The organism is Streptomyces sp. NPDC059895, assembly GCF_042731035.1.
Classification (GTDB): Bacteria; Actinomycetota; Actinomycetes; order Streptomycetales; family Streptomycetaceae; genus Streptomyces.
Window position 1 is genome coordinate 80,547 of sequence record NZ_JBHWKO010000009.1, and the last position, 25,044, is coordinate 105,590.

Annotated in this window: 19 protein-coding genes and 3 pseudogenes; 10 read left to right on the plus strand and 12 right to left on the minus strand. The window is 73.4% G+C overall.

Annotation, left to right across the window (positions count from 1 at the left end):
* Positions 1-57: 57 nt before the first annotated feature.
* Together ACFV9M_RS13460 and ACFV9M_RS13465 are read right to left on the minus strand one after the other, a co-directional pair.
* The gene (locus ACFV9M_RS13460; protein WP_385066557.1) at positions 58-1,341 is read right to left on the minus strand and encodes a GAF domain-containing protein; all 1,284 of its coding nucleotides are present in this window, start codon (positions 1,339-1,341) and stop codon (positions 58-60) included.
* Positions 1,342-1,643: 302 nt separating this feature from the next.
* On the minus strand, positions 1,644-3,278 hold the full coding sequence (locus tag ACFV9M_RS13465) for an acyl-CoA dehydrogenase family protein (protein ID WP_385066426.1): 1,635 nt from the start codon (positions 3,276-3,278) through the stop codon (positions 1,644-1,646).
* A gap of 259 nt (positions 3,279-3,537) precedes the next feature.
* On the opposite strand from ACFV9M_RS13465, the gene ACFV9M_RS13470 reads away from it, so the two are divergent.
* On the plus strand, positions 3,538-4,704 hold the full coding sequence (locus tag ACFV9M_RS13470) for a YihY/virulence factor BrkB family protein (RefSeq protein WP_385066425.1): 1,167 nt from the start codon (positions 3,538-3,540) through the stop codon (positions 4,702-4,704).
* Between the two features lie 10 nt (positions 4,705-4,714).
* Here ACFV9M_RS13470 and ACFV9M_RS13475 read toward each other — a convergent pair.
* Positions 4,715-4,891: pseudogene (locus ACFV9M_RS13475) on the minus strand (NmrA family transcriptional regulator); the annotation flags it as partial.
* Positions 4,892-5,076: 185 nt separating this feature from the next.
* Here ACFV9M_RS13475 and ACFV9M_RS13480 point away from each other — a divergent pair.
* Positions 5,077-5,760 (plus strand): annotated as a pseudogene (locus ACFV9M_RS13480) (helix-turn-helix domain-containing protein); the annotation flags it as partial.
* Here the strand turns inward: ACFV9M_RS13480 and ACFV9M_RS13485 are convergent.
* From ACFV9M_RS13485 to ACFV9M_RS13495, 3 genes are all read right to left on the minus strand, one after another.
* Positions 5,752-6,147: a VOC family protein gene (locus tag ACFV9M_RS13485; RefSeq protein WP_385066422.1), complete on the minus strand. Its 396-nt coding sequence runs from the start codon at positions 6,145-6,147 to the stop codon at positions 5,752-5,754. The pseudogene ACFV9M_RS13480 and the gene ACFV9M_RS13485 overlap by 9 nt on opposite strands.
* Before the next feature lie 86 nt (positions 6,148-6,233).
* Positions 6,234-6,866 carry a VOC family protein gene (locus tag ACFV9M_RS13490; RefSeq protein WP_385066419.1) on the minus strand — a complete coding sequence of 211 codons (633 nt, stop codon included), beginning with the start codon at positions 6,864-6,866 and terminating at the stop codon, positions 6,234-6,236.
* A gap of 146 nt (positions 6,867-7,012) precedes the next feature.
* Positions 7,013-8,056 carry a LacI family DNA-binding transcriptional regulator gene (locus ACFV9M_RS13495; RefSeq protein ID WP_385066416.1) on the minus strand — a complete coding sequence of 348 codons (1,044 nt, stop codon included), beginning with the start codon at positions 8,054-8,056 and terminating at the stop codon, positions 7,013-7,015.
* 499 nt (positions 8,057-8,555) lie between these two features.
* On the opposite strand from ACFV9M_RS13495, the gene ACFV9M_RS13500 reads away from it, so the two are divergent.
* Entirely contained in the window at positions 8,556-10,172 is a 1,617-nt protein-coding gene (locus ACFV9M_RS13500; protein ID WP_385066415.1) for a carboxylesterase/lipase family protein, read from the plus strand.
* Positions 10,173-10,411: 239 nt separating this feature from the next.
* Positions 10,412-10,723, plus strand: coding sequence for a hypothetical protein (locus tag ACFV9M_RS13505; protein ID WP_385066412.1), 312 nt, complete (start codon positions 10,412-10,414; stop codon positions 10,721-10,723).
* Positions 10,724-10,876: 153 nt separating this feature from the next.
* On the opposite strand, the gene mmuM is transcribed toward ACFV9M_RS13505, so the two are convergent.
* Positions 10,877-11,812 carry a homocysteine S-methyltransferase gene (mmuM, locus tag ACFV9M_RS13510; RefSeq protein WP_385066410.1) on the minus strand — a complete coding sequence of 312 codons (936 nt, stop codon included), beginning with the start codon at positions 11,810-11,812 and terminating at the stop codon, positions 10,877-10,879.
* A gap of 354 nt (positions 11,813-12,166) precedes the next feature.
* Here mmuM and ACFV9M_RS13515 point away from each other — a divergent pair, with 354 nt between their 5' ends.
* Both ACFV9M_RS13515 and ACFV9M_RS13520 read left to right on the plus strand, forming a co-directional pair.
* Positions 12,167-13,174, plus strand: coding sequence for a family 43 glycosylhydrolase (locus ACFV9M_RS13515; protein ID WP_385066408.1), 1,008 nt, complete (start codon positions 12,167-12,169; stop codon positions 13,172-13,174).
* Between the two features lies 1 nt (position 13,175).
* On the plus strand, positions 13,176-14,588 hold the full coding sequence (locus ACFV9M_RS13520; RefSeq protein ID WP_385066406.1) for an RICIN domain-containing protein: 1,413 nt from the start codon (positions 13,176-13,178) through the stop codon (positions 14,586-14,588).
* Positions 14,589-14,600: 12 nt separating this feature from the next.
* Here the strand turns inward: ACFV9M_RS13520 and ACFV9M_RS13525 are convergent, their stop codons facing one another.
* The gene (locus ACFV9M_RS13525; RefSeq protein ID WP_385066404.1) at positions 14,601-16,292 is read right to left on the minus strand and encodes a rhamnogalacturonan lyase B N-terminal domain-containing protein; all 1,692 of its coding nucleotides are present in this window, start codon (positions 16,290-16,292) and stop codon (positions 14,601-14,603) included.
* 200 nt (positions 16,293-16,492) lie between these two features.
* Here ACFV9M_RS13525 and ACFV9M_RS13530 point away from each other — a divergent pair, with 200 nt between their 5' ends.
* From ACFV9M_RS13530 to ACFV9M_RS13540, 3 genes are all read left to right on the plus strand, one after another.
* Entirely contained in the window at positions 16,493-17,578 is a 1,086-nt protein-coding gene (locus ACFV9M_RS13530) for a rhamnogalacturonan acetylesterase (RefSeq protein ID WP_385066398.1), read from the plus strand.
* A 283-nt stretch (positions 17,579-17,861) separates the two neighbouring features.
* Entirely contained in the window at positions 17,862-19,595 is a 1,734-nt protein-coding gene (locus ACFV9M_RS13535; protein ID WP_385066395.1) for a DUF2264 domain-containing protein, read from the plus strand.
* A gap of 40 nt (positions 19,596-19,635) precedes the next feature.
* On the plus strand, positions 19,636-20,007 hold the full coding sequence (locus ACFV9M_RS13540) for a VOC family protein (RefSeq protein WP_385066392.1): 372 nt from the start codon (positions 19,636-19,638) through the stop codon (positions 20,005-20,007).
* A 483-nt stretch (positions 20,008-20,490) separates the two neighbouring features.
* Here ACFV9M_RS13540 and ACFV9M_RS13545 read toward each other — a convergent pair.
* From ACFV9M_RS13545 to ACFV9M_RS13555, 3 genes and pseudogenes are all read right to left on the minus strand, one after another.
* A pseudogene (locus ACFV9M_RS13545) lies at positions 20,491-20,946 on the minus strand (helix-turn-helix domain-containing protein); the annotation flags it as partial.
* A gap of 3 nt (positions 20,947-20,949) precedes the next feature.
* Positions 20,950-21,216, minus strand: coding sequence for a DUF6879 family protein (locus ACFV9M_RS13550; RefSeq protein ID WP_385066389.1), 267 nt, complete (start codon positions 21,214-21,216; stop codon positions 20,950-20,952).
* A 308-nt stretch (positions 21,217-21,524) separates the two neighbouring features.
* Complete coding sequence (locus tag ACFV9M_RS13555) at positions 21,525-22,127, minus strand: TetR/AcrR family transcriptional regulator (protein ID WP_385066386.1); 603 nt, start codon at positions 22,125-22,127, stop codon at positions 21,525-21,527.
* Between the two features lie 311 nt (positions 22,128-22,438).
* On the opposite strand from ACFV9M_RS13555, the gene ACFV9M_RS13560 reads away from it, so the two are divergent.
* Positions 22,439-23,566 carry a hypothetical protein gene (locus tag ACFV9M_RS13560; protein ID WP_385066383.1) on the plus strand — a complete coding sequence of 376 codons (1,128 nt, stop codon included), beginning with the start codon at positions 22,439-22,441 and terminating at the stop codon, positions 23,564-23,566.
* An 80-nt stretch (positions 23,567-23,646) separates the two neighbouring features.
* Here the strand turns inward: ACFV9M_RS13560 and ACFV9M_RS13565 are convergent, their stop codons facing one another.
* The gene (locus ACFV9M_RS13565) at positions 23,647-24,969 is read right to left on the minus strand and encodes a jacalin-like lectin (protein ID WP_385066381.1); all 1,323 of its coding nucleotides are present in this window, start codon (positions 24,967-24,969) and stop codon (positions 23,647-23,649) included.
* Positions 24,970-25,044: the final 75 nt, after the last annotated feature.

The window sequence follows — 25,044 nt, forward strand, 5'->3', positions numbered from 1 at the left end:
GACGCCGGGGCAGGCCGTGGGCGTGGCACGACGGTGGGCGTGGCGCGGTGGCGATCATCAGGACACCGGGTCCGTCGCCCGCGCCTCGGTCACCGCGGGCGCCGTGGAGTGCGGCAGGAGGTCCCTCGGGTCGTCCGGCAGGAGCACCGCCACCTCTGCGTCCTCGGAGAACCGGTAGGGCCGGTGCTCCAGGAGCTCCCCGAGATACCGCCGCACCCGGGACAGCTCGGCCCGGACGGTCACCGTCCGCCCCGGGTCGCCGAACACGTCCGCCGCCAGCCCCGCCGCGCTGCGCCCGCCCCGGTGCACCGCCAGCAGATACAGCAACTCGGCGTGCCTGGGGCTGAGTTCGTGTGACCACGACCCCGCCCCGCCGGTCACCGCCACCGACCAGCGGCGCGGCCGTGTCACGTCCAGCTCGATCCGGGTGGTGCCGCGCGGCAGCGGCTCCGCGGCGCCCTCCAGCGCGCGCACCAGCCAGCCCCCCGCCAGCGGCTCCACCGAGCACGGCCCCAGCACCGGCAGCCACCGGCGGCCCGGCGAGGACGACCTGGGCAGGGTGATCCGGGCCGTGTACGGCATCCCGCTCACGGCCGCGGTCCAGCCGTCCCGGTCCACCACCGCCGCCCGGCCGCCGATCCGGGCCAGCACCGGCGCCGCCACCGCCCGCAGCCGCTCCAGCGCCCCCAGGTGCAGCTCGCGCAGCTTCGCCTCGGCGAGCTTGGCCACCGAGCCGACCCAGGCGAGTGTGGCCGGATGCATCGTCTCCAGCGGCCCGCTCACGTCCACCACGCCCAGCAGCCGGCCGTCCCGCGGATCGGTGATCGGGGCGCCGGCGCAGGTCCACGCCGCGTGCGAGCGCACGAAGTGCTCGGCCGCGAACACCTGGACGGGCCGGCGCACCACCGCCGGTGTCCCGATCCCGTTGGTCCCGACGACGTCCTCCCGCCAGTCCGCGCCCAGCTCGAAACCCAGCCCGTCGGCCCTGCGCAGCACCGGGGAACTGCCCTCCCGCCACAGCACCCGGACCTCGTCGTCGGCGACGACCATGATGTGGTGGGCCGCGTCCGCCACCGACAGCAGTCCCTCGCGCAGCACCGGCAGCACCTCCCGCAGCGGTGACTCCTCGCGGCGCCGGCGCACCTCCTCCGGGCTGAGCAGCCCGGCTCTGAAGTCGTGCTCGGGGTCCACGCCGCTGCGCAGCATCCGCTCCCAGGACTGCTCGATCACGGGCCGGGGCGGGATCCTCGTCCGCCGGCCGGAGAGCTTGGCGTCGCGCACCTCGTTGAGCATCCGCGCCGCCCGCGCGGCGTCGACGGCCGCGAGCTGCGGCACGGTCATCGGCGACTTCGCCACTGGGGCCTCCCGGTGAACACACAGGCACAGGACCGGGTGTCAAGCTCCTGCGCCGACTGTTTCCGGTCTCACTCGGTGTCCCATCTTGCCGTCCGCACGTCACGGAGGGGCACACTCCGGACAGCGAGTCCGACCCGTTGCAACCCTCTGCAACCCTGGCCAACATCCACTCGCTGTCCAAAACTTGTGGCGTGCCGTCCCGAGCGGCGTCACTGGCCTCGCAGGGCCATGCGGCGGGGGTGGTGCCGTGTCGGCGCAGCACCACCCCCGCATCTGTCCGCCGCAGGTCAGACGAGTGGCCGGGCCCGCTCCACCAGCCCCGCCAGGTCCAGGCTGTGGGGCAGCGTGCCGAAGGCCGCCCCGGCGTCCCCGCCGAGCCGCGACGCGCAGAACGCGTCGGCGACCTCCGGCGGCGCGAACCGTACGAGCAGCGCACCCTGGAGCACCCGTGCGAACCGCTCCGCCAGCCGCCGCGCCCGCGCCTCGGCCCCCTCCAGGTCGGCCAGCTCGGTCAGCAGGTCCTTGATCGCCGCGTCCAGCCGGTGGTCGGCGCCGCGTGCCCGACCCACCTCCCGCAGATACGCGTCCAGCGCCTGCGGCTCCCGGCGCAACGCCCGCAGCACGTCCAGCGCCTGGACGTTGCCCGCGCCCTCCCAGACGGAGTTCAGCGGCGACTCGCGCACCAGCCGCGGCATCCCCGACTCCTCCACGTACCCGTTGCCGCCCAGGCACTCCGCCGCCTCCACCGTCACCGGCGTGCAGCGCTTGGTCACCCAGTACTTCGCGGCCGGCACCGCGATCCGCAGCAGCGCCCGCTCCTGCTCGCCGCCGTCGTCGTAGGCCGCCGCCAGACGCAGCCCGAGCGTCGTGGCCGCCTCCGACTCCAGCGCGAGATCGGCCAGGACATTGCGCATCAGCGGCTTGTCGATGAGTTTCCCGCCGAACGCCTCGCGGTACGCGCAGTGGTGCACCGCCTGCGCCACGGCCGCCCGCATCAGACCCGCCGAGCCCAGCACGCAGTCCAGCCGGGTCGCCGCGACCATCCCGATGATGGTCCGCACCCCGCGCCCCTCCTCGCCGACCCGGCGCGCCCACGTCCCGTCGAACTCCACCTCGGCGGACGCGTTCGACCGGTTGCCCAGCTTGTCCTTCAGCCGCTGGAGCAGGAACGGGTTGCGGGTGCCGTCCTCCAGCACCCGGGGGACGAGGAAGCAGGTCAGCCCCTCCGGCGCCCGGGCCAGCACCAGGAACCCGTCGGACATCGGCGCCGAGCAAAACCACTTGTGGCCGGTCAGCTCGTACGTCCCGGCCTCGGCGAGCGGCCGCGCCGACGTCGTGTTCGCCCGGACGTCGCTGCCGCCCTGCTTCTCCGTCATCCCCATGCCGAACAGCGCGCCCGCCTTCAGACGGGCGGGCCGCAGCTCGCGCTCGTAGAGCGTCGACGTCAGCCGCGGCTCCCACTCGGCGGCCAGCTCCGGATCGGTCCGCAGGGCGGGCACGGCCGCGTGGGTCATCGACAGCGGGCACCCGTTGCCCGCCTCGACCTGCGTCCACACCACGAACCCCGCCGCCCGCCGCACATGCCCGCCCGGCCGTGCCCACGCCGACGTGAGCCCGGCGCCCACGCCCTTGCCGAGCAGCCGGTGCCAGGCCGGATGGAACTCGACCTCGTCGATCCGGTGACCGTGACGGTCGTGGGTCCGCAGGGTGGGCGGGTTCTCGTTCGCCTGGATCGCCCACTCGTGGAGCTGCGCCGACCCGGCGGCCCGGCCCAGGGCCGACAGATCCCCGCGGGCCTCGTCCAGCAGTTCCGGATCGAGATGCCGCTCCACGGCGTCCACCAGGGCCCGGTCGGCGCCGTAGACGTCGTACCCGAGCAGCGGCGGAGGCTGGTTGGTCACGGTGTGCGTGCTGCCTGCCATACCGCGAACGTACCCCGGGGCGGACCGCTCATGACCACCGGACGCCGTCGGCCTCACGCGCGCGTGCCCGTGACCATCCGGACGCCGACGGTCTCACGCGCGCGTGCCCGTGACCATCCGGACGCCGACGGCGGGCGCGGGCGCGTGCCACGCCCGTGGCGGGGCCGGGCACCGAGCCCGGGTGCCCCGCGCCGGCGGCGACCGCGACCGGGTCCCACCGGAGGTGAGCGCAGCCCCGTACGGCGGATACCTTTAGGGCGTGCAGCCAGCAAGTCAGCCTTCCGAGCGGCCCGAGGTCCACTTCGGGCGTCTCCACCGCGCGCGTGCCCTCTACAGCAACGTCTCCAAGCGCAGGACCGCCTGGCTGCTGCTCAAGGACACGGTCAACTCCTGCATCGAGTACCGCATCCTCGGCCTCGCCGCGGAGGCCGCCTTCTTCACCCTGCTGTCCGTGCCGCCGCTGCTGCTCAGCCTCATCGGCCTGCTCGGTTACGTCGACGACTGGACCGGCACCGACACCATCAGCAGCCTGGAGAGCAACCTCCTCGACGCCTCCCGCACCGTCCTGTCGGACAAGGGCGTCGCGCAGATCGCCCAGCCGATCCTCGACGACGTGATGGCCGGCGGCCGCCCGGACGTCATCTCCATCGGCTTCCTGTTCGCCCTGTGGTCGGGGTCCCGCGCGGTGAACGTCTTCATCGACACCATCACCGTCATGTACGGGCTGGACGGCGTCCGCGGCATCGTCAAGACCCGCCTGGTGGCGTTCCTGCTGTTCATCGCCGCCCTGCTGATCGGGTCGGTCGCGCTGCCGCTGATGGTCGCCGGGCCCGACGCCGTCGTCCGGATCGTGCCGTGGTCGACGACGGTCGTCCAGGTCCTGTACTGGCCGGTCGTGATCGTCCTGTCGATCGCCTTCCTGACCACGCTGTACCACGTCTCCGTGCCGGTGCGCTCCCCGTGGATCGAGGACGTGCCCGGCGCCCTGGTGGCCCTCGCGATGTGGGTGCTGGGCAGCTTCCTGCTCCGGATCTACCTCCAGAGCACCATCGAGGGCGCCACCATCTACGGCTCCCTCGCCGCGGCCGTCGCCGTCCTGCTGTGGATCGGCGTGTCCGCGTTCGCCGTGCTCGTCGGCGCCGCCGTGAACGCCGCCATCGACCGGGTCTGGCCGGCCGCCGCGACGGCCGCGGCGCGCGCCGCCAACGAGCGGCAGCGCCAGGAGGAGGCCGCGGAGTACGTCGCCCGCATGGCCGCGGCCCGCGCGCACGAGGACCCCGACGACCCCGACATGCCGTCCGAGTTCCCCGAGCGGTGGTCGCGGTTCCTGCCGCCGGAGGACGTGACGGGCCGGCTGCGCGCCCACGCGAAGACCTTCCCCAAGGGGAGCGGGAACGGGGAGGAGCCCCCGCCCCCCGAGAAGTGAACGCCCGGCGTCACGCCCAGGTGCCCGCCGCCGCTGCCTCCTTCGCGCACTCCGCGAAGCCGCGCGGCTCGCGGCCCAGCACCTGCCGCACCCCGTCCGTGAGGTGCGCGTTGCGGCCGTCGAGCAGGTCCTCGAACAGCTCGACGAGGAAGTCGGCCTCCTGCGCCGGCGCACCGAACCCGACCAGGGTGAGCGGGTCCCGCTCACGGCGGGCCGACGAACCTGGCCAGGAGGTCGTCCTGGACCGTCTGCTCGACCTGCTCGTCATCGCCGCCCCGCGGGCCCGGTCCGCCCGGCCGGAGGCGGCGGCGCCGGCCGGGTACCGGTCGATGACCGCGGGCCGGGTGAGCCGCGGCGGCGTGCCGTGGCCCCGTGTACGCGGAACGTCCCTCCCGGCTGCCCGGCGCGGTCGTGTGGACGAACACCCCGGCGGGCGACAGCGTGTGCCCCGTCCTGCCCGACGGCTGCATGGACCTGCTCTGGAACGGCGGCGCCCTCCTGGTCGCCGGCCCCGACACCCGCGCCCACGTCCCCGACGGACCGCCCGCGAGCTGGGCCGGTCTGCGGTTCTACCCCGGCACGGCGCCCGGTCTCCTCGGCGTGCCCGCCCATGAGCTGCGCGACCGGCGCGTGGACCTGGCCGACCTGTGGCCGGCCGCCCGGGTACGGCGGCTGCGCGCCCGCGTCGAGGCCGCCGCGCACCCGGCGACGGCACTGGAAGACCTCGTGCTGGAGCCGGCGGGCCCGGACGGGGCGGCCGGGCCCGACGCCGCGCTGCGCCGCCTGGTCACCGGCCTGGCGGCGGGCCGCCCCGTCGCCGCGCTCGCCGACGAACTCGGTCTCGGCGCACGCCGGCTGCACCGCCGTTCACTGACCGCCTTCGGCTACGGACCCAAGACCCTGGCCCGGGTCCTGCGCCTCCAGCGCGCCCTCGCGCTGGCCCGCGGGGGCCTTCCGTACGCCGCCACCGCCGCCCGCGCCGGCTACGCCGACCAGGCCCATCTGGCCCGCGAGGTACGGCAGCTGACCGGCACGACGCTGACCGGGCTACTGCGGCAGCGGCGCGAACAGGTCGACCCCGTTGCCGTCGGGGTCGTGCACGACGGCGTACCGCTGGCCCCAGAAGGCGTCCCACGGCTTGAGCTCCCCGTGGTACCCGGCGCCCACCAGCTCCTCGTACACGGTGTCCACCTCCGCCGGACCCTCGCACCGCAGGGCGAGTGAGGCCCTGCCGCCGCCGGCCGGCGCGCGCCAGGCGGGGTGGAAGGACCGCACGGTCTCCTCGGTGTCCAGCAGCAACCGCGGTCCGCCCGGCGGCCCGGCCTCGGCATGCGGCTCCCGCTCGGCGCCGTCGGGGAACGCGAACCCGAGCCGGCGGTAGAAGGCGACGGAGGCGGCCATGTCGGAGACGACCAGGCCGATGGCATCGAATCGTGGAGTCATGGGGCCACCGTAGGCAGCCGGCGCGGGGCCGGTCTTGAAGGAAACGGACACCTGCCGGCCGCTCGCACGGGCAGGTGTCCCCTCCGTCAGGTGAAGGTCACCGGCCCGCGCGGTGTGTCCAGCGTGAAGGAGAGCCCCACCGGACCCTCGGCGATCTCGAGGCCGGTGCCGAACGCGGCCAGCAGGGGACGGATCCCGTCGGGGTCGGGCGCGGTGGCCGACACCTCCAGCAGCGGGGTCACGGGCAGGCCCGAGGCGGTGGGGTGGACCGTGGAGCCCCAGTCGATCAGGAAGGGGACCAGGCCGGAGGGGTGGGGGTCGCCGCCCTCGGTCAGCCGCCACTCCAGCAGCGTGCCGTCGGGCCGGCGCCGGCTCATCGCCCGTACGTCGCCGGGGTCGTAGCCCTGCGCGCGGGCGGCCGCGACCGTGCCGTCCAGGTCGGGCACGGCGATCGCCCAGGTGACGGTCCGCGGGGTGCCGATCCCGTCGACGCCGAAGGGGCGGGGGCCGGGCGGATCGGGCTGCCCCGGGTCCGGTCCGATGATCTCCAGGTAGGCGCGTCCGCCGAGGCCCACCAGGTGGTTGCGGGTACCGAGTCCCACATGCGCGCCCCCGGGGGCGGGCGCCACTCCGGTGCGCCGGGTGAACTCGGCGACCGTCGCCGCCAGATCGGGGGTCGCGAGGACGAGGTGGTCGAGCCGCGGAGGAATGGTGTTCATCCCGCCCGAGACTACGCGCCCCACCGCCCGGTGGAGCGGGGTGCGTTGCGGGTCGGATCCCGGCCCGCACAGGGTCGGCCCGCATGACCGACCGCCTGCCCGGTCCCCGGCGACGGCACCCGCTCCGGCGAGCCGGGACCGGTGTCTCACCCGGCCGGGGCCGCCGTGCTCGCCCGCTCCACCAGCCGCGTCGACAGCTCCGTGCGGGTCCCCTCCGGGCGCTCCCCGTCCATCATCCGCACCAGCAGCCGCAGGGCGGTCGCCGCCATCTCCGCCAGCGGCTGGCGCACGGTGGTCAGCGCCGGCGTGGTCCAGCGGGCCTCGGGGAGGTCGTCGAAGCCGACCACGCTGACGTCATGCGGCACCCTCGATCCCCGTTCCGCCAAGGCCTCGTAGACACCGAGCGCCATGTGGTCGGAGCAGACGAAGACGGCTGTCGGCGGCTCGGGCAGATCGAGGAGTTCATGCATCCGGAGGCGGGCCACGGTCTGGTCGAAGCCGCCGTGGCGGAGGTACTCGGGGCGGTGGGCGACGCCCGCCGCGGCCAGCGCGGAGCGGTAGCCGGCCACCCGCGCGTTGCTGCACATCCTGCGCCGCGGACCGGCGATCACGGCGATCCGCTCGTGCCCGAGGGCCAGCAGATGCTCGGTCGCGGTCACCCCGCCGTGCCAGTTCGCCGCGCCCACCGACACCACGCCCGGCGGAGGCTCGACCAGCGGATCGATCATCACGTACGGGATGCGGTGCTGCTCCAGCCACAGGTACTGGGAGTCCGTCAGCTCGGCGAGGTTGAACAGCACCCCCGCCGAGCCGCGCGCGGCGAGCTTGTCCAGCCAGCCGCGCTGCGGACGGCCCGCCCGGGTGCGGGAGAGCGCGGCGGAGACGACGACGTCCAGGCCGGCGTCGTGCGCCGCCTCCTCCACACCGTGCAGCACCGCGCCGGACAGGGAACTCTCCAGCGAGTCCACGACCAGGTCCACCAGCCGGGGCGGCTTCGTGGCGTCGAAGCGCGGTCTGCGCACGTAACCGAGCCGGTCCAGGGCCTCGGTGACGCGGCGTCGGGTCTCGGGCGCCACGTCCTCACGGCCGTTGACCACCTTGGAGGCGGTCGGCACGGACACGCCCGCCTCCCGGGCCACGACCGCCAGCGTCGGTCCGGCCGTCATGCTCGCACTGCCCGTGCGGACCATCGGGAACCACCTCTCCGGCCCGCCCGAGGGCCAGCGAAAGTTCGACCACCGCCCTTTCGGAGCCGATCCAGCCCGACGGCTCGCAGAAAGCGCTTGCTATCCTAGGTGCGCCTCAGCGTGTCGGGAAGACACCGGGAACGGGATCGAACATCTCCGTCGTCGCGAGGAAATGCCGGGAGCGGTCGCTCCCAGGACGGCTGCCGGGACGGTGCAGCCGCCCGCGTCGTCGGCTCCCACGTGGCGGGCGCGCCGCCGACTCCCGCGTGGCGGACGCCCGCCGGCTCCCGCGTAGGCGGGCGCGTCGCCCGGACGGCCCAGGGCGTCGGTCCCGGCCGTGGCGGGGCGACGGTCGGGACCGGCAGCGGCCCGACCAGGCCGGTTCGGGCGCCCCGAGGCACTCCGCACGGCTCCGCGGGAGGTCCGTGCGCCGGAATACCGGGCGTCGCTGTGGTGCTCTGGTGGTACCGGCGGACGATCGCGGCGAAGGGCTGGTGGGCTCATGACGGCAGGCCGGACGACCCCCGCGGCGGCGAACCGGGCGGACCCGGTGGTCCGCACCCCGTACGGAGCCGTGCGCGGTCGCCACGAGCAAGGCGTCGCCGTCTTCCGCGGCATCCCCTACGCCGCGCCCCCCTTCGGACCCCGCCGGTTCCGGCCGCCCGAGCCGCCCGAGCCCTGGGACGGCGTCCGCGACGCGGGCGCCTTCGGGCCGACGGCGCCGAAACCGCCGTACTCCGAGGCCTTCGCGCGGTACCTGTCGGATCCGGTGGTGGACGGCGACGACTGCCTCAACCTCAACGTGTGGACGCCCGAGCCCGGTCCCGGCGCCCGGCTGCCGGTCGTGGTGTGGCTGCACGGCGGCGCACTGACCAGGGGTTCCTCGGCGGTGCCCGTGTACGACGGGCGGCACTTCGCACGGGACGGGATCGTGTTCGTCTCCGTCAACTACCGGCTCGGTGTGGAGGGGTACGGCCTGTTCCCGGACACCCCCGCCAACCCCGGCCTGCGCGACCAGCTCGCCGCGCTGCGCTGGGTGCACGAGTCGATCGACGCCTTCGGCGGCGACCCCGGACGGGTCACCCTGGCCGGCCAGTCCGCGGGCGCCATCAGCACCGGTGCCCTGATCGCCGCGCCCCAGGCGCAGGGCCTGTTCCGGCGGGCCGTCCTGCAGAGCGGCGCACCGGAGGCCTTCGAGCGGGACAAGGTGCGGCGCATGGTCCGCCGGATGGCCAACCGGATGCGGATCCCGGCCACCGCGGAGGCGTTCGCCGCCGTCGACCGCGAGCAGTTGCTGCGCGCCCAGGCCGACGTCAGCCGGCTCAGCAGCCCGGTGCTCGGCGGGCCCGCCTTCGGCATCGTCATCGACGGCGACCTCGTCCCCCGCCACCCTCTGCAGGCCCTCGTCGACGGCGACGCGGCGCGTGGCGCCGACCTGCTGCTGGGCTGGACCCGCGACGAGTACCGGCTGTGGCTGGTCCCGGGCGGCCTGCTGGAACGCGTCGACCGCCTCGGCGCCGTCGCGCTGGCCGGCGCCATGGCCCGCTGCCACTGCGGTCACGACGTGCCGCGCGGCTACCGCGCCCTGCGACCGGAGGCCGGCACCGCCGAGACCGTCGGCCAGATGGTCACCGACCACCTGCTGCGCCTGCCCCTGCACCGTCTGGCCGACGCCCGCCCCGGCTCGTCGTACGTGTACGAGTTCGCCTGGCCTTCCCTGCGGCCCGGCCTCGGCTCCTGCCACGCCCTGGAGCTGGGCTTCGTCTTCGACACCGGGGACGCGCCCGAGTCCGCGAAGCTCGCGGGCGAGGGCGCCCCCCGGGCACTGGCCGACGCGATGCACCGGGCCTGGGTGCGGTTCGCGGAGACCGGCGACCCGGGCTGGGAGGCCTGGGACGCGACGCACCCCGTGTGCGTCTTCGGTGACGGCGACCGTGTCGCGCACACCGTCCACGGTCCGCGCGACCGGGAACTGGCCCTGTGGGCGAACGACTCCACGGCCACGCCGCCCGCGTCTCCCGCCTCGCCGGACGCGTTGACCGCCCGCCCCCTGCGTGCGACCGAACTCCGGTCGGCGGTCCGCCGCCTGCGCCGCGTCGGCGGGGTCCGCCGCCACTGACCACCTGGCGCCGTCGCCTCCGGCCACCGCCACTGACCACCTGGCGCCGTCGCCTCCGGCCGCCGTCGCCTCCGGCCGCCGTCGCCTCCGGCCACCGTCGCCTTCGGCGGCCGTCCCGTATGCCGGTCGTCGCGTCCGCCCTCCGGCCGTTCCGATCCCCGTGTCGTCCGGGTGGGTGCTCCAGCCTGACGGCTCGACCACGTCTGCCATGCTGTCCCTCTCACGGGGACGGGGGACGCGTGACCGAGCCGATCGCCGGATGGATCTGGGGCCGCAACCTGCGGGCCTTCCTCGAGTTGCTGTCCGGCTACGCCGGATACGCCTTCGACGAAACCGACTGGGAAACCATCGAAGCCGGCGTCCAGGACACCGACGACGAGGCGCCCGACAGCTGGTACTCGTATCCCCTGGTGGGCACGGACGCGATCTTGGAGGTCGCCCTCGCTCAAGCCGTCGGCGGCCAGGAAGTGTCCGTCAGCGTCACAGGAACCAGGACGCATGAGCTACGGCTCCGAGCCGACACGCTCCTGTCCGCTTTCGCCAGCGTCTGACAACCGGCATGGACGTTCGCAGCACACGACGTCCCCCTGCCGATCGACGGCTGGGACGCCCGAGGTCCGAGGTGTCTTCCGGTGCCCGGCCGCCGTGCGCCGTCCGCCTCCGTCCGCCCGCACCTGCCTGCATTCCGGTCGTGACCGCCGCGCCTACCCCGCCGTCAGCGTCCGCGCGATCGACGTGATCGCCTCCGGGCCCACCCGGCAGCAGCCGCCGATGAGCCGGGCGCCCGAGTCCCGCCACCCGAGGACCTCTTCCGGGGCGAAGGTGGGGCGGCCGTCCCAGGCGCGGGCCCGGGCGTCCCAGGTCTCGCCGCTGTTGGGGTAGACGACGACCGGCTTGCCGGTCACGCGGGCGGCGATCTCGACCGCGCCGTCGACGTCCTCGGGCGCGCAGCAGTTCACGCCGACGGCGATGACCTCCTGCGCGTCCGCGACCAGGGTGAACGCCTCCTCCAGGGGCTGCCCGGCGCGGGTGCGGTCGCCCGCGACGGAGTACGACAGCCAGGCCGGCACGCCGAGCCCTCGCACCGCCCGCAGCAGCGCCTCGGCCTCGTCGGTGTCCGGGATCGTCTCCAGGGCCAGTACGTCGGGTCCGACGGCGGCCAGCACTTCCAGACGGGGCCGGTGGAAGGCCTCCAGCTCCGCGACGCTCAGCCCGTACCGGCCCCGGTACTCGGAGCCGTCGGCGAGCATCGCGCCGTACGGCCCGGCCGAGGCCGCCACGTACAGCGGCCGCCGCACGCCCCTCGCCCACGCCTGCTGCGTGGCGTCCAGCGCCAGCTCGACGCTCACAGCGATGAGCTCGGCCGCCTTCTCGCGCTTGATCCCGCGCCTGGCGAAGCCCTCGAAGGTGGCCTGGTAGCTCGCGGTGATCGCCACGTCCGCGCCGGCGAGGAAGTACGCGAGGTGCGCCTCGGTGACCGCCTCGGGCCGCTCCGCCAGCAGCCGCGCCGACCACAGCTCGTCGCTCAGGTCGTGCCCCGCGGACGCCAGCTGGTTGGACAGGCCGCCGTCCAGGATGACCGGCCCGGCCGCGAGGGCCTCGGCGAGGGGGGCGGAGAATTCGGGGATGTCGCTGGTCATGTGACGACGCTAGTCGACGCGTCCGCACACGACCTCCGTCGTCCGCTGCGTGAACGGGACGCCCACCATGCGGACAGCGGTGCGGGCGCGCCCGCCGGCCCCGCGGGGCGACCGGCGGCGGGGACCTCCGTCCCTGGCCGCCCGCCCGCCACCGCCGGCGGCGCGCGGCAGCAGGGGCGGCATCGCTCCCGCCCCCACTGGCGCCCGGCGGCAGGGGGACGTCGCTCCCGCCCCCACTGGCGCCCGGCGGCAGGGGGGCATCGCTCCCGCCCCCCGCCCCCCCCACACGGCCCCCGTCGTACCCGTTGACCCGCTCCCACCCCGCCCTTACGTTTTCGGCGTTCGTCATCCCACATGCCGTTCGCAGTATCGAACGACACTCCGGCGAGAGGCCACCCCGTGCACCCCAACCCCCTCGTCCCGCACCGCGCCGACCCGCAGGTCCACCGCCACACCGACGGCCACTACTACTTCACGGCGACCCACCCGGACTACGACCGCATCGTCCTGCGCCGCTCCCGCACCCTGGCCGGTCTCGCCACCGCCGCCGAGTCCGTGATCTGGCGGGCCCACCCCACCGGAGACATGGGCGCGCACATCTGGGCGCCGGAGCTCCACCACATCGACGGCGCCTGGTACGTCTACTTCGCCGCCGCGCCCGCCGACGACGAGTGGGCGATCCGCGTCTGGGTGCTGGAGAACACCGCCGCCGATCCGTTCGAGGGCACCTGGACGGAGAAGGGCCGCGTCGAGACGGCCTGGGACACCTTCTCCCTGGACGCCACCACCTTCACCCACCGCGGCACCCGGTACCTGGCGTGGGCCCAGCAGGACCCCTCCCTCGGCGGCCACAACACCGTGATCCTCCTCTCGGCGATGGCCGACCCCTGGACGCTCGCCGGACCCCAGGTGCGCCTGTCCGCGCCGGAGTACGACTGGGAGTGCCGGGGCCACCGGGTCAACGAGGGCCCGTACGTCCTCAAGCGCCACGGCCGGGTCTTCCTCACCTACTCCGCGAGCGCCACCGACCACCGCTACTGCCTCGGTCTGCTCACCGCCGACGCCGACAGCGACCTCCTCGACCCCGCCGCCTGGACCAAGTCCCCGGTCCCGGTGTTCACCACCAGCGAGGCCAACGGCGTCTACGGACCCGGCCACAACGCGTTCACGGTCGCCGAGGACGGCGAGACCGACGTCCTGATCTACCACGCCCGCTCCTACCGGGAGATCGACGGCGAACCCCTGGACGACCCCAACCGCCACACCCGGTTCCAGACGTTCGGCTGGAACCCGGACGGCACCCCCGATCTCGGCGTCCCCGTGGCGGACACGGCCGCCGACACCGTGAAGGAGAGTGCGTGACATGAGACGTGCGTACGCGATCCTGCTCGCCCTCTGTCCGGCGCTGGCCGGCGCCCTCGCCGGCGCCGGACCGGCCCAGGCCGCACCGCAGACGATCGCCAACGGCACGCAGTTCGCCGACACGGCCGGCAGCCCCGTGCACGCCCACGGCGGCGGCGTCCTCAAGGCCGGCTCGTACTACTACTGGTTCGGCGAGCACCGCAACGCCGACAACACCTTCCGGTACGTGGACGCCTACCGGTCCACCGACCTGAAGAACTGGGAGTTCCGCAACCACGTCCTGACCCAGGCGAGCGACCCGGAGCTGGCCACCGCCAACATCGAGCGCCCGAAGGTCGTGTACAACGCCTCCACCGGCAAGTACGTGATGTGGATGCACAAGGAGAACGGCACCGACTACAGCGAGGCCCGCGCCGCCGTCGCCGTCTCCGACACCGTCGACGGTAACTACACCTACCAGGGCAGCTTCCGGCCGTTCGGCACCTACATGTCCCGTGACATCACGACGTTCGTCGACACGGACGGCACCGGCTACATGGTCTCGGCGGCCAACGAGAACTACGACCTGCACCTGTACAAGCTGACCGCCGACTACCTCGGCGTCGACAGCCTGGTCGCCAACCCCTGGGCGGGTGGTCACCGGGAGGCCCCGGCTCTCTTCAAGCGGGGCGGTGTCTACTTCATCCTGACCTCGGGCGCCACCGGCTGGAGCGCCAACCAGCAGCAGTACGCCACCGCCACCTCCCTCGCCGGCCCGTGGAGCTCGATGACGAACGTCGGCGACTCGACGGCGTACGGATCGCAGACCGCGTACGTTCTGCCGGTGACGGGATCGTCGGGCACCTCCTACCTCTACCTGGGCGACCGCTGGGGCAACTCCTTCGGCGGCACCGTCGACGACTCCCGGTACGTGTGGCTGCCGCTGGCCTTCCCGACCACGACCTCGATGTCGATGTCCTGGTACCCGGAGGTCACGGTCGACGCCACGGCCGGGACGATCAGCGGGACGAGCGCCACCTACCACACGCTGATCGCCCGGAACAGCTCCAAGTGCGCGGACGTGCCGAACCAGTCCCTGTGGCAGGCCGTCGCGATCAGCCAGTACACCTGCAACGGCGGCACCAACCAGAAGTGGTGGTTCAAGGACCTCGGCACCGGCTACCACCAGCTGGTGGGCCGCGGCAGTTCCCTGTGCCTCCAGGAGAACTCCACCGACGTCACCCAGGAGAACTGCTCCGCCGGCGCCACCGCCCAGCAGTGGAGTCTGACCGCCTCCGGAAGCTACTGGCTGGTCAAGGCCCGCACCACCGGCGAGTGCCTGGACGTGAACGGCGCGTCCACCGCCAACTCCGCCGCCGTCATCACCTACACCTGCAACGGGGCGGCCAACCAGCAGTGGACGCGCGGTACGTGACGTCCCCCCGCGTCAGGCCAGCAGGTCGATCGCGTCGATCGAGGTGCCCGCGCTGAGATAGGCCGTCGTCCCCGAACCGCTCACCACGTCGATCCTCAGCACGTTGTACTGGCTGGTGTCCGTGAGCCAGGCACTCGCCGGAACGCTGTAGGTGAACGTGTGGTTGTTGCCCCGGTAGGACCCGTTGGTCAGCGACCGGGTGCTCGGCTGCGTGGGCGGGGAGGGGATCGACGACGTCCAGGCGCCGTTGACGACGACCTGCGGACGGCCGTTGGCGTAGGCCGTCGTCACTCCGATGCGCAGCGTGTGCGCGGCGGCGGCCTGGGCCGCGGTCAGCTTGAAGTACACCAGCAGTCCGCTGTTGACGTCCTTCCAGAGGTAGCAGGGGAAGGCCGAGGTCTCGGTGCCGCTGCCGATGACGACGTTGCCGGTCCAGGCCGAGGCGCGCACGTCGGAGGGATGGGCGTACGTCATCAGGTCGGCGTTCTTGAAGCCGCTGGGCGTGCCGTTCCAGTCGTTGATCCGCCAGATCGCGCTCGCGTTGCTCGGATCGTTCGAGGAGGGGATCGCGAGGGTGTTGAGCGTGGTCGTTGCGCCGGCGGACACCGTCACCGATGTGGTGTACACCGCCAGCTCGCCCTTGAAGACGGTCAGCGTGTACGTCCCCGGCAGGACTCCGGCGATCGAGAAGTATCCGTCCGAGGAGCGTGCCGAACCCCAGTACTGCGCCGCGGAGTTGGCGATCCCCACCGTGTAGGCGTACGCCGTGTTCCGCCCGGTGATCCCGACGCCCGCGACCCGGCCGCGGCCGCCCGAGGCCACGTAGCCGGACAGGCCGAGCGAGTCGGCCCACGACGTGGTGAGGGTCCCCGGGTACAGCGAGGAGGAGGGCGCGCCGCCGTCCGTGAAGGCGATGACGTACGGGCCCTGGAGGCCGTAGCGCTCGGACTCGGTCTGGTTCTGGCCGTAGTACAGGATCTCGTACAGGCCGCCGCCGTCCGCGCTCTGGTGGCGCAGCAGCGAACGGTAGAAGGGCCCGCCGGAGGCCTTCTCGTGGTTGCTGCGCACGATCCACAGGCCGACGCTGCCGGTCGTCCAGCCGATGTAGTCGTAGTCCATCACCCGCAGCTTCGAGTAGTGCTTCGAACGGGTCTGGCCGTCGGACTTCGCGAACACGTCCGAGGCCTCGATGGTGGTGGGCGCGTAGGTGTAGGAGTCGGGCTCGTCGTTGAGGAACAGGCCCGCCTTGACGCGCACGATGTAACGGGTGGCGCTGACCGAGCTGTCGGCCTTGTCGGTCCACAGGTAGATGTTGTTCTCGCCGCTGCGGGCCGCGTAGTAGTGCTTGAGCGTGCCGTACGTGACGGAGATCAGGATCGTCGAGCCGGACTGGGCGATGGTCACCGTCGAGGTGCCGAGGCCGGACTCGATGTGCGAGTTCTTGCCGTCGTAGCCCTGGTACTCGACGCCCCGGTAGACCAGCGAGGTCAGGTCGCCGTTGGTCTTGCCGACCTTGAAGACCAGCTGGGCGCCGGTGTCGACGACGTAGTTCGAGCCGTCGTCGCTGTAGCCGAAGGCCGCGGCGGACGCGGGGGCGGCGAGCGGACCGGCGAGCGCGGCCGAGCCGGCGGCGGCCGTGACGCCGACGGTGCCGAGTACGAAGGTGCGGCGTCGGACCGGCCGGTGGCTCTCGGATCCGGACATGGGGGTGCCTCCTTCGGGAGGTGTGGGGGTACGGGGGGTGCGGGTGATGGGTCAGCGTGGCAGTTGAATCGATTTCGCGAAAGGGCTTTCACACGCGTGGAGTTGGCGATTGTTGGATTTGAGTCAAGGGTCTAGAAAGCGCTTGCCGGAGGCGGTACCGTCCAGCCGCCAGCCCTGTCACCCGTGACCGAGGAGCCGCAGTGAGACGTTTCACCCCAGCCGTGCTGGCGGCGCTGACCCTGACCACCGCCCTGACGGCCGTCCCCGTCGCCCAGGCCCACGACGGCGGCCCGGGCCTCGGCATCGAGAACTGCGCCGCCACCGCCTGCCACTTCGACGTAGCGCCCGGCACCTACGACGTGACGGTCCTCCTCGGCGGCGAGGCGGCGTCGAGCACCGCCGTCAGCGGGGAGACCCGGCGCTCCCTCCTGCCCGAGACCGCCGTCCCGGCCGGCGAACGCGCCGCCCGCGGCTTCACGGTGAACGTCCGCACCCCCGAGGGCGAACCCACCGGCGCCGACGGGACCCCCGGCCTGGACCTCGTCCTCGGCGGTTCGGCCCCCGCGCTCGCGGACATCCGCGTCACCCCGGCCCGCCTCGCCGACGCCCGGCCCTCCTCGCGCGGCGGGACCTCCGCCACCCGCCAGATCTTCCTGGTCGGCGACTCCACCGTCTGCGACCAGCCCGGCGACCCCTACTCCGGCTGGGGGCAGCAGCTGCCGCAGTACCTGCGCAAGGGCGTCTCGGTCGCCAACTACGCGGACTCCGGGGAGAGTACGGTCACCTACCTGGGGAACCCGCAGCTGTGGGCCACCGTGCGGCCCCAGATCCGCCGCGGCGACCTGGTGCTCGTCCAACTGGCCCACAACGACAAGACGACCGACGAGGCGACCTACCGGGCGAACCTGGAGACGCTGGTGGCGGGGATCCGCGAGAAGGGCGGCGAGCCGGTCCTCGTCACGCCGATCGTGCGCCGCTGGTTCAACGCCGACGGCACGCTGAACAACGGCACGGCCCTGCTGGTCAACGGCCTCGGCGTCGACCACCCGGCGGTGATCCGCGAGGTCGCCGCCGCCCAGGACGTCCCGCTGATCGACCTCACCGCCCTGACGAAGGCGCTGGTCGAGTCCCTGGGCGTCGAGGGATCCAAGGCGCTGTACCTCTACAACGAGAAACGGGACAACACCCACACCTCCGCGTACGGGGCCACCGTGTACGCGGGCCTGGTCCGCGACGCGCTCCTCGACCTGCGTCTGGTGCCCAGGGGCAAGGTGCGGGTGGGATGAGCCCCTGGGGGCGCCCCGACCGGAACCGGGACGCCCCCAGGCCCTGGCCTTGCCGCCTTGCCGGGGGGCGGGACACCTCCATAGGCTCTGGCCTTGCCGGGGGCGGGATACTTCACAATTCCAGGTTCTGGTCTTGCCGGGGGCGGGATACCTCCAGGTTCCGCCTCCCGCCTCGCAGCGGGACGCCCGGCAGCGCGACGCCCGGCACCGGAACACCCCGCGACGCCCCGGCACCGGAACGCCCGGGGCCGGCCGGTCCCGGCCCCCGACGGAGAGAGCGCCGATGCACCTGCCCCCGCCCGACCACGACCTCAGCCCCCGCACCGGCTACACCCGCGCCCACTGGGTGGCGGCCGCCGACGCCCTGCTCGCCGCCGTGGAGTTGTACGCCACCGAGGACCGCGCCCTCTACCACCTTCCCGGCGACCGCGAGAGCTGGTCGGGCCGTCTCTCCGACGGCCTGGAGGGCTACGCCCGCACCTTCCTCCTCGCCGCCTTCCGCCGTGACGAGACGGCCCTGGAACGCTACGCGGAGGGCCTCGCGGCCGGCGTGTCCGGCGTCTGGCCGCGCATCGAGGACCACGGCCAGCCGCTCGTCGAGGCGGCCTCCATCGCGCTCGCCCTGCGGCTGACCCGGCCCCTGCTGTGGGACCGCCTGGACGACCGCGTACGGCAGCGGGCGGCCGGCTGGCTCGCCGACGCGCTCACCGCCCGGCCGTACCCGTGCAACTGGGAGCTGTTCCCGGTGACGGTCGGCGGTTTCCTGGACGCGGCCGGCTGCGCGACGGACGCCGCGCGGGAGGCCGTCGAGCGCGGCCTGGACCGCATCGAGCGGTGGTACGTCGCCGACGGCTGGTACACGGACGGCCAGCGCCGCGCCTTCGACTACTACAACGCCTGGGCGATGCACCTCTACCCGGTCCTGCACGCCTGGCTCGCCGACGACCCCCGCCTGCTCGACCTCTACGGCGGCCGGCTCGCACGCCACCTCGCCGACCACGCCCGCCTGTTCGGCGGCGACGGCGCCCCGGTGCGCCAGGGCCGTTCCCTCACCTACCGGTTCGCCACGGCGGCCCCCCTCTGGCTCGGCGCCCTGACCGGACACACCCCGCTGCCGCCCGGCGAGACCCGACGGCTGGCCTCCGGCGCCCTGAAGTACTTCCTGGAGCGGGGCGCCGTCGACGGACGGGGCCTGCTGACCCTCGGCTGGCACGGCCCCGACCCGACCGTCCTCCAGGGCTACTCGGGCCCCGCCTCCCCGTACTGGGCGAGCAAGGGCTTCCTCGGTCTGCTGCTCCCGCCCGAGCACGCCGTGTGGACGGCGCCGGAGACGCCGGGCCCGGCCGAGCGCGCGGACGCGTCCACCCCGATCGCCGCTCCCAACTGGCTGCTCCAGTCGACGCGTTCGGACGGCGTCGTCCGCCTCCACAACCACGGGAGCGAGGACGTCCGCTACGACCCGTACTACACGCGGCTCGCCTACTCGACGGTGACGGCGCCCTCCTCGTCGTACGACAACAGCGTGATCGTCGGGGACGACCCGAGCCGTACCGGCATCGAACCGCTCGGGGTGGGCGAGGGCTGGGCGGCGTCCCGGCACACGGGGGGCGGCGGAGCGCGGGTGACGAGCGTGGTGCTCGTGCGCGGGGCGGCCGAGGTGCGCGCCCACCTGGTGACGGGGGCCGCGCCGGGCACGCCGGTACGGGTGACCGGGTGGGCGGCGGAGGGGCAGGCGCGCGCGGAGACCGTGCCCGTCCTCGGGCTGGGGGAGTCGCTGGCCGGGACGACCGGCGACGGCGACAGCCTCTTCGTCGCCCTCGCCCGGCTGACCGCGGAACCGGATCCCGTCCCGCTGGCGGAGACCGTGTCGGTCCGGGGGGAGGGGCCCCACGGGCTCCACGTCCGCTGGAGCGAGGGCCCCGCGGTCCGGGTGGACCTCTCGGGGGACACCGTACGGGTGGTCGTCGAGCCCCCCGACACCAGTGCCGTCGCCGATGCCGTCGCCGATGCCGTTTGATCTCGTTGCCCGGCGTCGGGGACTGCACGAGAATCCCCGCATGACTTCCCTGATCCGCCATGTGACGATCGACAGCTCCGACGCTCACGCGCTCGCCGGTTTCTGGTCGCGAGCCCTCGGCCGACCCCTCCACGCGGACGGCGATCCGGGTGATGAGTGGGCGCTGATCGAGGGCGCGGGCCTGCTCTTCGTCACCGTCCCCGAGGGCAAGACGGTCAAGAACCGCATCCACTTCGACCTCGAACCGCAGGACCGCACCCGCGACGAGGAAGTCGACCGTCTGATCGCCCTCGGCGCCACCCTGGTCGACGACCGCCGCAACCCCGACGGCACCGGCTGGGCGGTCCTCACCGACCCGGAGGGCAACGAGTTCTGCGTGGAGCGGAGCGCGGGGGAGCGGGGACAGGGCTGACGGGGCCGGACTCAGAGCGGAAAGGCCCGCCCGTGCGCCACGGGGAACGACGCACGTGCGGGCTGCTCATACTCGGTGGCAGACGGGCCAGGACTCGTTGGCCGGGTCGTCCAGCCATGCGTGTTGGCCGTGTGCGTCGACCGTGAGACCGAAGCGGGTCACGCCGGGAGATCCCCGGCTCCTCCACCACCGGTAGGCGTCGGTCACCTCGTCCCACAGATGCCGGGGCCCCGACTGCCAGACGGAGGCGTGCCGCTCCCCATCCCTGAACATCACGCACGCCCAGGACTTGTCCGCCAGACCGTAGAACCAGACGGGCCGCGCACCCTCCCGCTTCTGCGCCACGGCCTGGAGACACCGGAACACCCGGAGGCCGAGCACGAACGGCAGGTCCGTGAACCGGCCGGTGACGAACTCCTCCTCCGTGATGTCCGTGGTGCCGCGCTCCGCCTCGTCCAAGGGGCCCGCCGACATGTGGTCGACGTCCGCTACGTCGTCGATCTCGACCCGTCTACGCTGGACCGCCCGCAACACGTCTTCCGTGTAGCCGTACGTCTGGAGGAGTCCGGGAACGAGCCCGGGCGAGTACGAGCGGAACCAGCGGGTCCGCTCGTACAACGGCAAGCGGGCTTCTTGCGCCTGTCGGAGCCCTGCACGCTCCATCCGGCACCATTCCACGAACATGCCCTCTACGGCCCGGAGAGAGGCGATCAGGTCATCTGTTCGGTCCACCGCGCCGCAGGCCCGGCACCAGGCTCGAATGTCGTCGGCAGACGGTTGAGTCTTCGCGGTCGAGATCCGGGACACCTTGGACGGGTGCCAGCCACACGCCGCCGCGAGTGTCTTGCCGTCCAACCCGGCGTCCTTGCAGATCTCGCGGAGACGATCGGCAAGGACTTGCCGGGCTGTCTGAACGCTTGATGATTCTGAGGCAGGCATGGCTCAGACCGGTCTGACCGGCTTGTACTCCTCGTGCGGCGTGGCCCGCTCCCAGACCGTTTCGAAGGCCGTGCCGACCAGTTCCACGACGGCCGGTTCCGTGCGCCATTCACGGTCGATCACCTCTCCGATTCCGGAGAAGTACGTGAACAGCACTGAGGAGTTGTCGAACATCCACACGTCGGTTCCGGGGAGCGGGATGTCCCCTGCCTTGCGCCGCGGCAACCATCGGACCAGCTCGCCGGCCGCGACGTTGGGGAACGTTGCCAAATTGTCGGCGAGTCCGTGTCAGGTGTGTTCGGGATGATCCCGAGGAAGCGTAGCCGCATGCCTTCTCCCTGCGCGAAGGCGATCGCGTCCGATTGCATGACCTTCACCCGTGTGATGGAGGGCGTCAAGAGGGGACATTCGTACGGTACTTGGCCGAAGTGATCACCCTGGTCGGACGGCCGGCTGAGTGCTCCACAACCGGTCGCGGGTACGCGAGGCGGCCGGGCGGAGGCGCTGCCCGGGCGAGCCGGTGCGGAGCCGGGGCCAAGCAACCCGTCGGCCCTGGTGTCGAAGGCGAGGACGCGGGCTCAGCCCTCCTCCTCCCCCTCCCCCTCCTCGCGCGGCCAGTGGACGAGGGCCGTGTGCAGGGCGTCGACCGCCTTCTCCCACGAGCGCCGGACGTCCCGGGGTGCGCCGAAGCCGCCGCCGGCCTCCAGGGCGCAGTAGCCGTGGAAGGTGCTGCGCAGCAGGCGGACGGCGTCGGTGAGGTCGGGTTCCTCCAGGCCGTAGGCGCGGAGCATGCCGTAGGTGATCTCGGCGGTGCGGCGGAAGGCGGGGGCGTCGGCGACGAGGTCCCGGTCGACCTGGTCGACGGGGATCTGCGTCGCGGCGTACCGTCCCGGATGCCGGAGCGCGTACTCCCGGTAGGCCCCGGCGAACCCGGCGAGCGCCTGCCGGCCGGCGCGCCCGGCGACGGCGTCGGCGATGGCGTCGATCATCTCGCCCCCGGCGAGGAGCGCGACGCGGGTGCGCAGGTCCTGGAGGTTCTTGACGTGCGAGTAGAGACTCGCGTCCTTGACGCCGAAGCGGCGGGCCAGCGCGGAGAGCGTGACGTTGTCGAACCCGACCTCGTCGGCGAGATCGGCGGCGGCCACGACCAGGCGGTCGACGGTGAGGCCGGCTCGGGGCATGGGGTCGCCTCACGGGTAGGGGAACGGGGTCTTGGGGCAGGTCAGGGGAATCCTAGAGGGTGCCGGGAAGCTGTCGCTTCGTGGCAGTTGTGCCGTGATCATGCTCACTTCACCCGGAGGACACCTGTGAACGGCTTGTGCTTCCGCCGGGAGATCCCTTAGATCTTCCCCACTCGTGATCATTTCGGGGTGGGTGGTTCTTCCCGGTCTCGCTCCCGGTCGGAGGAACCCGGTCGAAGGAACCCGGTCGAAGGAACCCGGTCGAAGGAACCCGGTCGGAGAACCCGGTCGGAGGAAGGGAACACAGCAGCGTGGTCGGCAGATCCCCCGAAGAGCCCGAGGGCGGCTCGTCCCTGTCCGACGACGCGTTGCGCGCGTTCCTGGAGGAGAGCGAACGCGGCGCGGCCTCCGCCCCCAAGGAGCCGTCGGCCCGCGCGCGGATGGTCACCGAGCGGCTGCGGCGGCAGGGCGAGCCGGAGGGGTGGCGTACCGGGCCCGCCTGGCGGGAGCTGGACGGACGGGCCGCTCGTCGCCGGAAGCTCTGGTCCGTCCTGGGAGTGGCCGCGGCGCTCGGTCTGCTCGCCGTCGCGCTGAAGCCGTCGTTGCTGCCCGGGGACCTCCTCGGCGTGGGGGAGCCGGAGGCCGTCGCGGCCTCGCCCCTGCCCCCGGAGACGGCCGCGCCGACCGGCGCGCCCGCCGAGGCCCCGGAGGAGACCCCCACCCTCGACCGGCCGTTCGCCGGCTCCCCGGCCCTCGGCTGGGCCGACGGCGAGGCCGGTGTCGTCCTGCCGGCCGCGCGGGCGGTGGGCTCCGTCCCCGAGGAGCGGGTCGAGCAGGCGCTGCGGCTGACCAGGAAACTGCTGGTCGGCGCCAACCTCGACGAGGAGACGCTGCGCGGCGGACGCCCCACGGCCGCGTTCGCGGTGCTCGACCCCCTGCAGCCGGAGCTCGTCGAGCACCTGGACACCTCCCTGCGCGCCCCCGACGAGGACCACGACCCGCTGGAGCTGTTCAGCCGCTTCGACCCCGAGGAGGTCCGGCTCGTCGGCGACGTGGTCAAGACGCGCGGCCGCATGACCTTCGGGAAGGGCGAGTACGGCGGCGTCGCCGTGCACGCCGACTACACCTTCGTCTATCCGGTCGTCCGCACCGACGGCTCGACCGAGGTCACCCGCACGATCGTGCGCCGCGTGATCGACGCGGAACTCGCCGACCCGGCGCGCTACCAGGTGACGTCCGGCCGGCTGCTCGTCCGCCATTACGACCAGGAGCTCGCCAACTCGGCCTGCGAGGTCCACGACGGCTTTCTGCACCCGCAGTTCGCGACCGCCGAGCCGACGGGTCCCCGGCCCTCCGGCCCGGCCACCGACCCCTACGACCGCAGCAAGGAGGTCGGCGCCGACGCCTTCGAGGGCTGCGGAACGGTGACCCGCGTCTGACGGCGGGCACGCGCGGCGGGCTCCGTCCGGACGGCCCTCACAGGGGCGGCCCGGACGGACTCCCCGGGGGCGCGCCGGGCTCAGCCGATCGGCGCGTACACCACGCCCAGCTTGTCCACCTCGTCGCCCGCGCGGCCCGTGAAGCCCACGATCTGCCGGCCCGACGGAGCGGTGAAGGTCCTGGTGTCCGTGGTGGCCGTGCCGGCCGACAGGGTGCGGCCCCGGTCCGTGGTGAAGGAAGCCGAGGAGATCCTCGTCAGGCCGTCCTTCTGACCCTGGCTCAGCTGGACGCTCGTGAGGTGTTCGCCCGCGCCCAGGGTGAGGGACGCCGCCGTGCCGCCGGTGCCGCCGTGGGTCAGGGTGGTGCCGCCGTCGTGCGTCAGGGACACCGCGTCCAGGCGCGAGCCGCCCCTCAGGGTCAGCGTGCGGGGGGAGACGGTCGCCGGCAGGTCGTCCGCGTCGTTGAAGGCCGTACCGTGCGGGCCGCCGAAGAAGTCGCTCGCGCTCAGCTCCGGGTCGAGCGTGTACGAGAAGCCGGCCGTGTGCGGGAAGTGGTCGGAGAGGTTGCCGCCCGCGGAGTCCAGGAAGGCCGCCCACTCGTTGTGGTAGCCGGTCGCCGTCAGGGAGATCAGCGGACCGCTCCGGTAGAGGATCTTGTCCACGACCTCGCAGCCGTCCGTCGGCGCGGTGGCCGGGCAGAGCAGCGCGTCCGCGCCCTGCGTCGGCGGGGTGCCGCCCTTGACCAGGTCCACCCACGCGTCCGTCAGGCCGTTCTCGGTGACGAGGGTGCGGATGTTGTCGCCGGCACGGGTGTAGCGCGTGTTCGTGTCCCCCATCACGATCACCGCGTTGCCGGCGGAGTTCTCCTGGACGAAGTCCGACAGCTGCTGGACGTTGGAGCGGCGGGCGGCCAGCGCCTCGTCCGTGTCACCGGCGTTGGTGTGGACGTTGTAGAGGTCCACGAACGCGCCCTCCGCCAGGCGGACCCGGGCCAGGGTGAAGCCCTTCGGCGTCAGGCAGTCGGTGCCGGTGCAGTCGTTCCAGCGGACGCGCTCGAAGTCCTCGAAGGGGAGGTCCGACAGGGTGTTCAGGCCGTCGCCGATGCCGGCGCCGCCGCTGGTGGCCGTACGGTACGGGTGGTCGTCGCCCGCGTACAGCGCCGCGTGGTAGTTGAAGTCCTCCTGGACGTTGACGAGGTCGTAGGCGCCCAACCGGGGCGATATCAGCGGGGTGTTGGTCGCCGGGTGACCGGAGCTCAGGCCTTCGGGCAGGCCGGCCACGTTGTACGTCAGTACGGTGAACGTGCCGGTGGTGGTGGCGGCCGCGGCGGGCGTCGCGCCGGTGCCGGCGAGGCCGGTGAGGGCCAGGGCGGCGGCCGCGAGGGTGCCGAGGAGTCGTCTCATGGCGGGAGCTCCGAGGGAGGCGGGGAACGGGCGGGAAGATGAACACTGCTCGCGAGCGATGGCCAACAGTGTGAG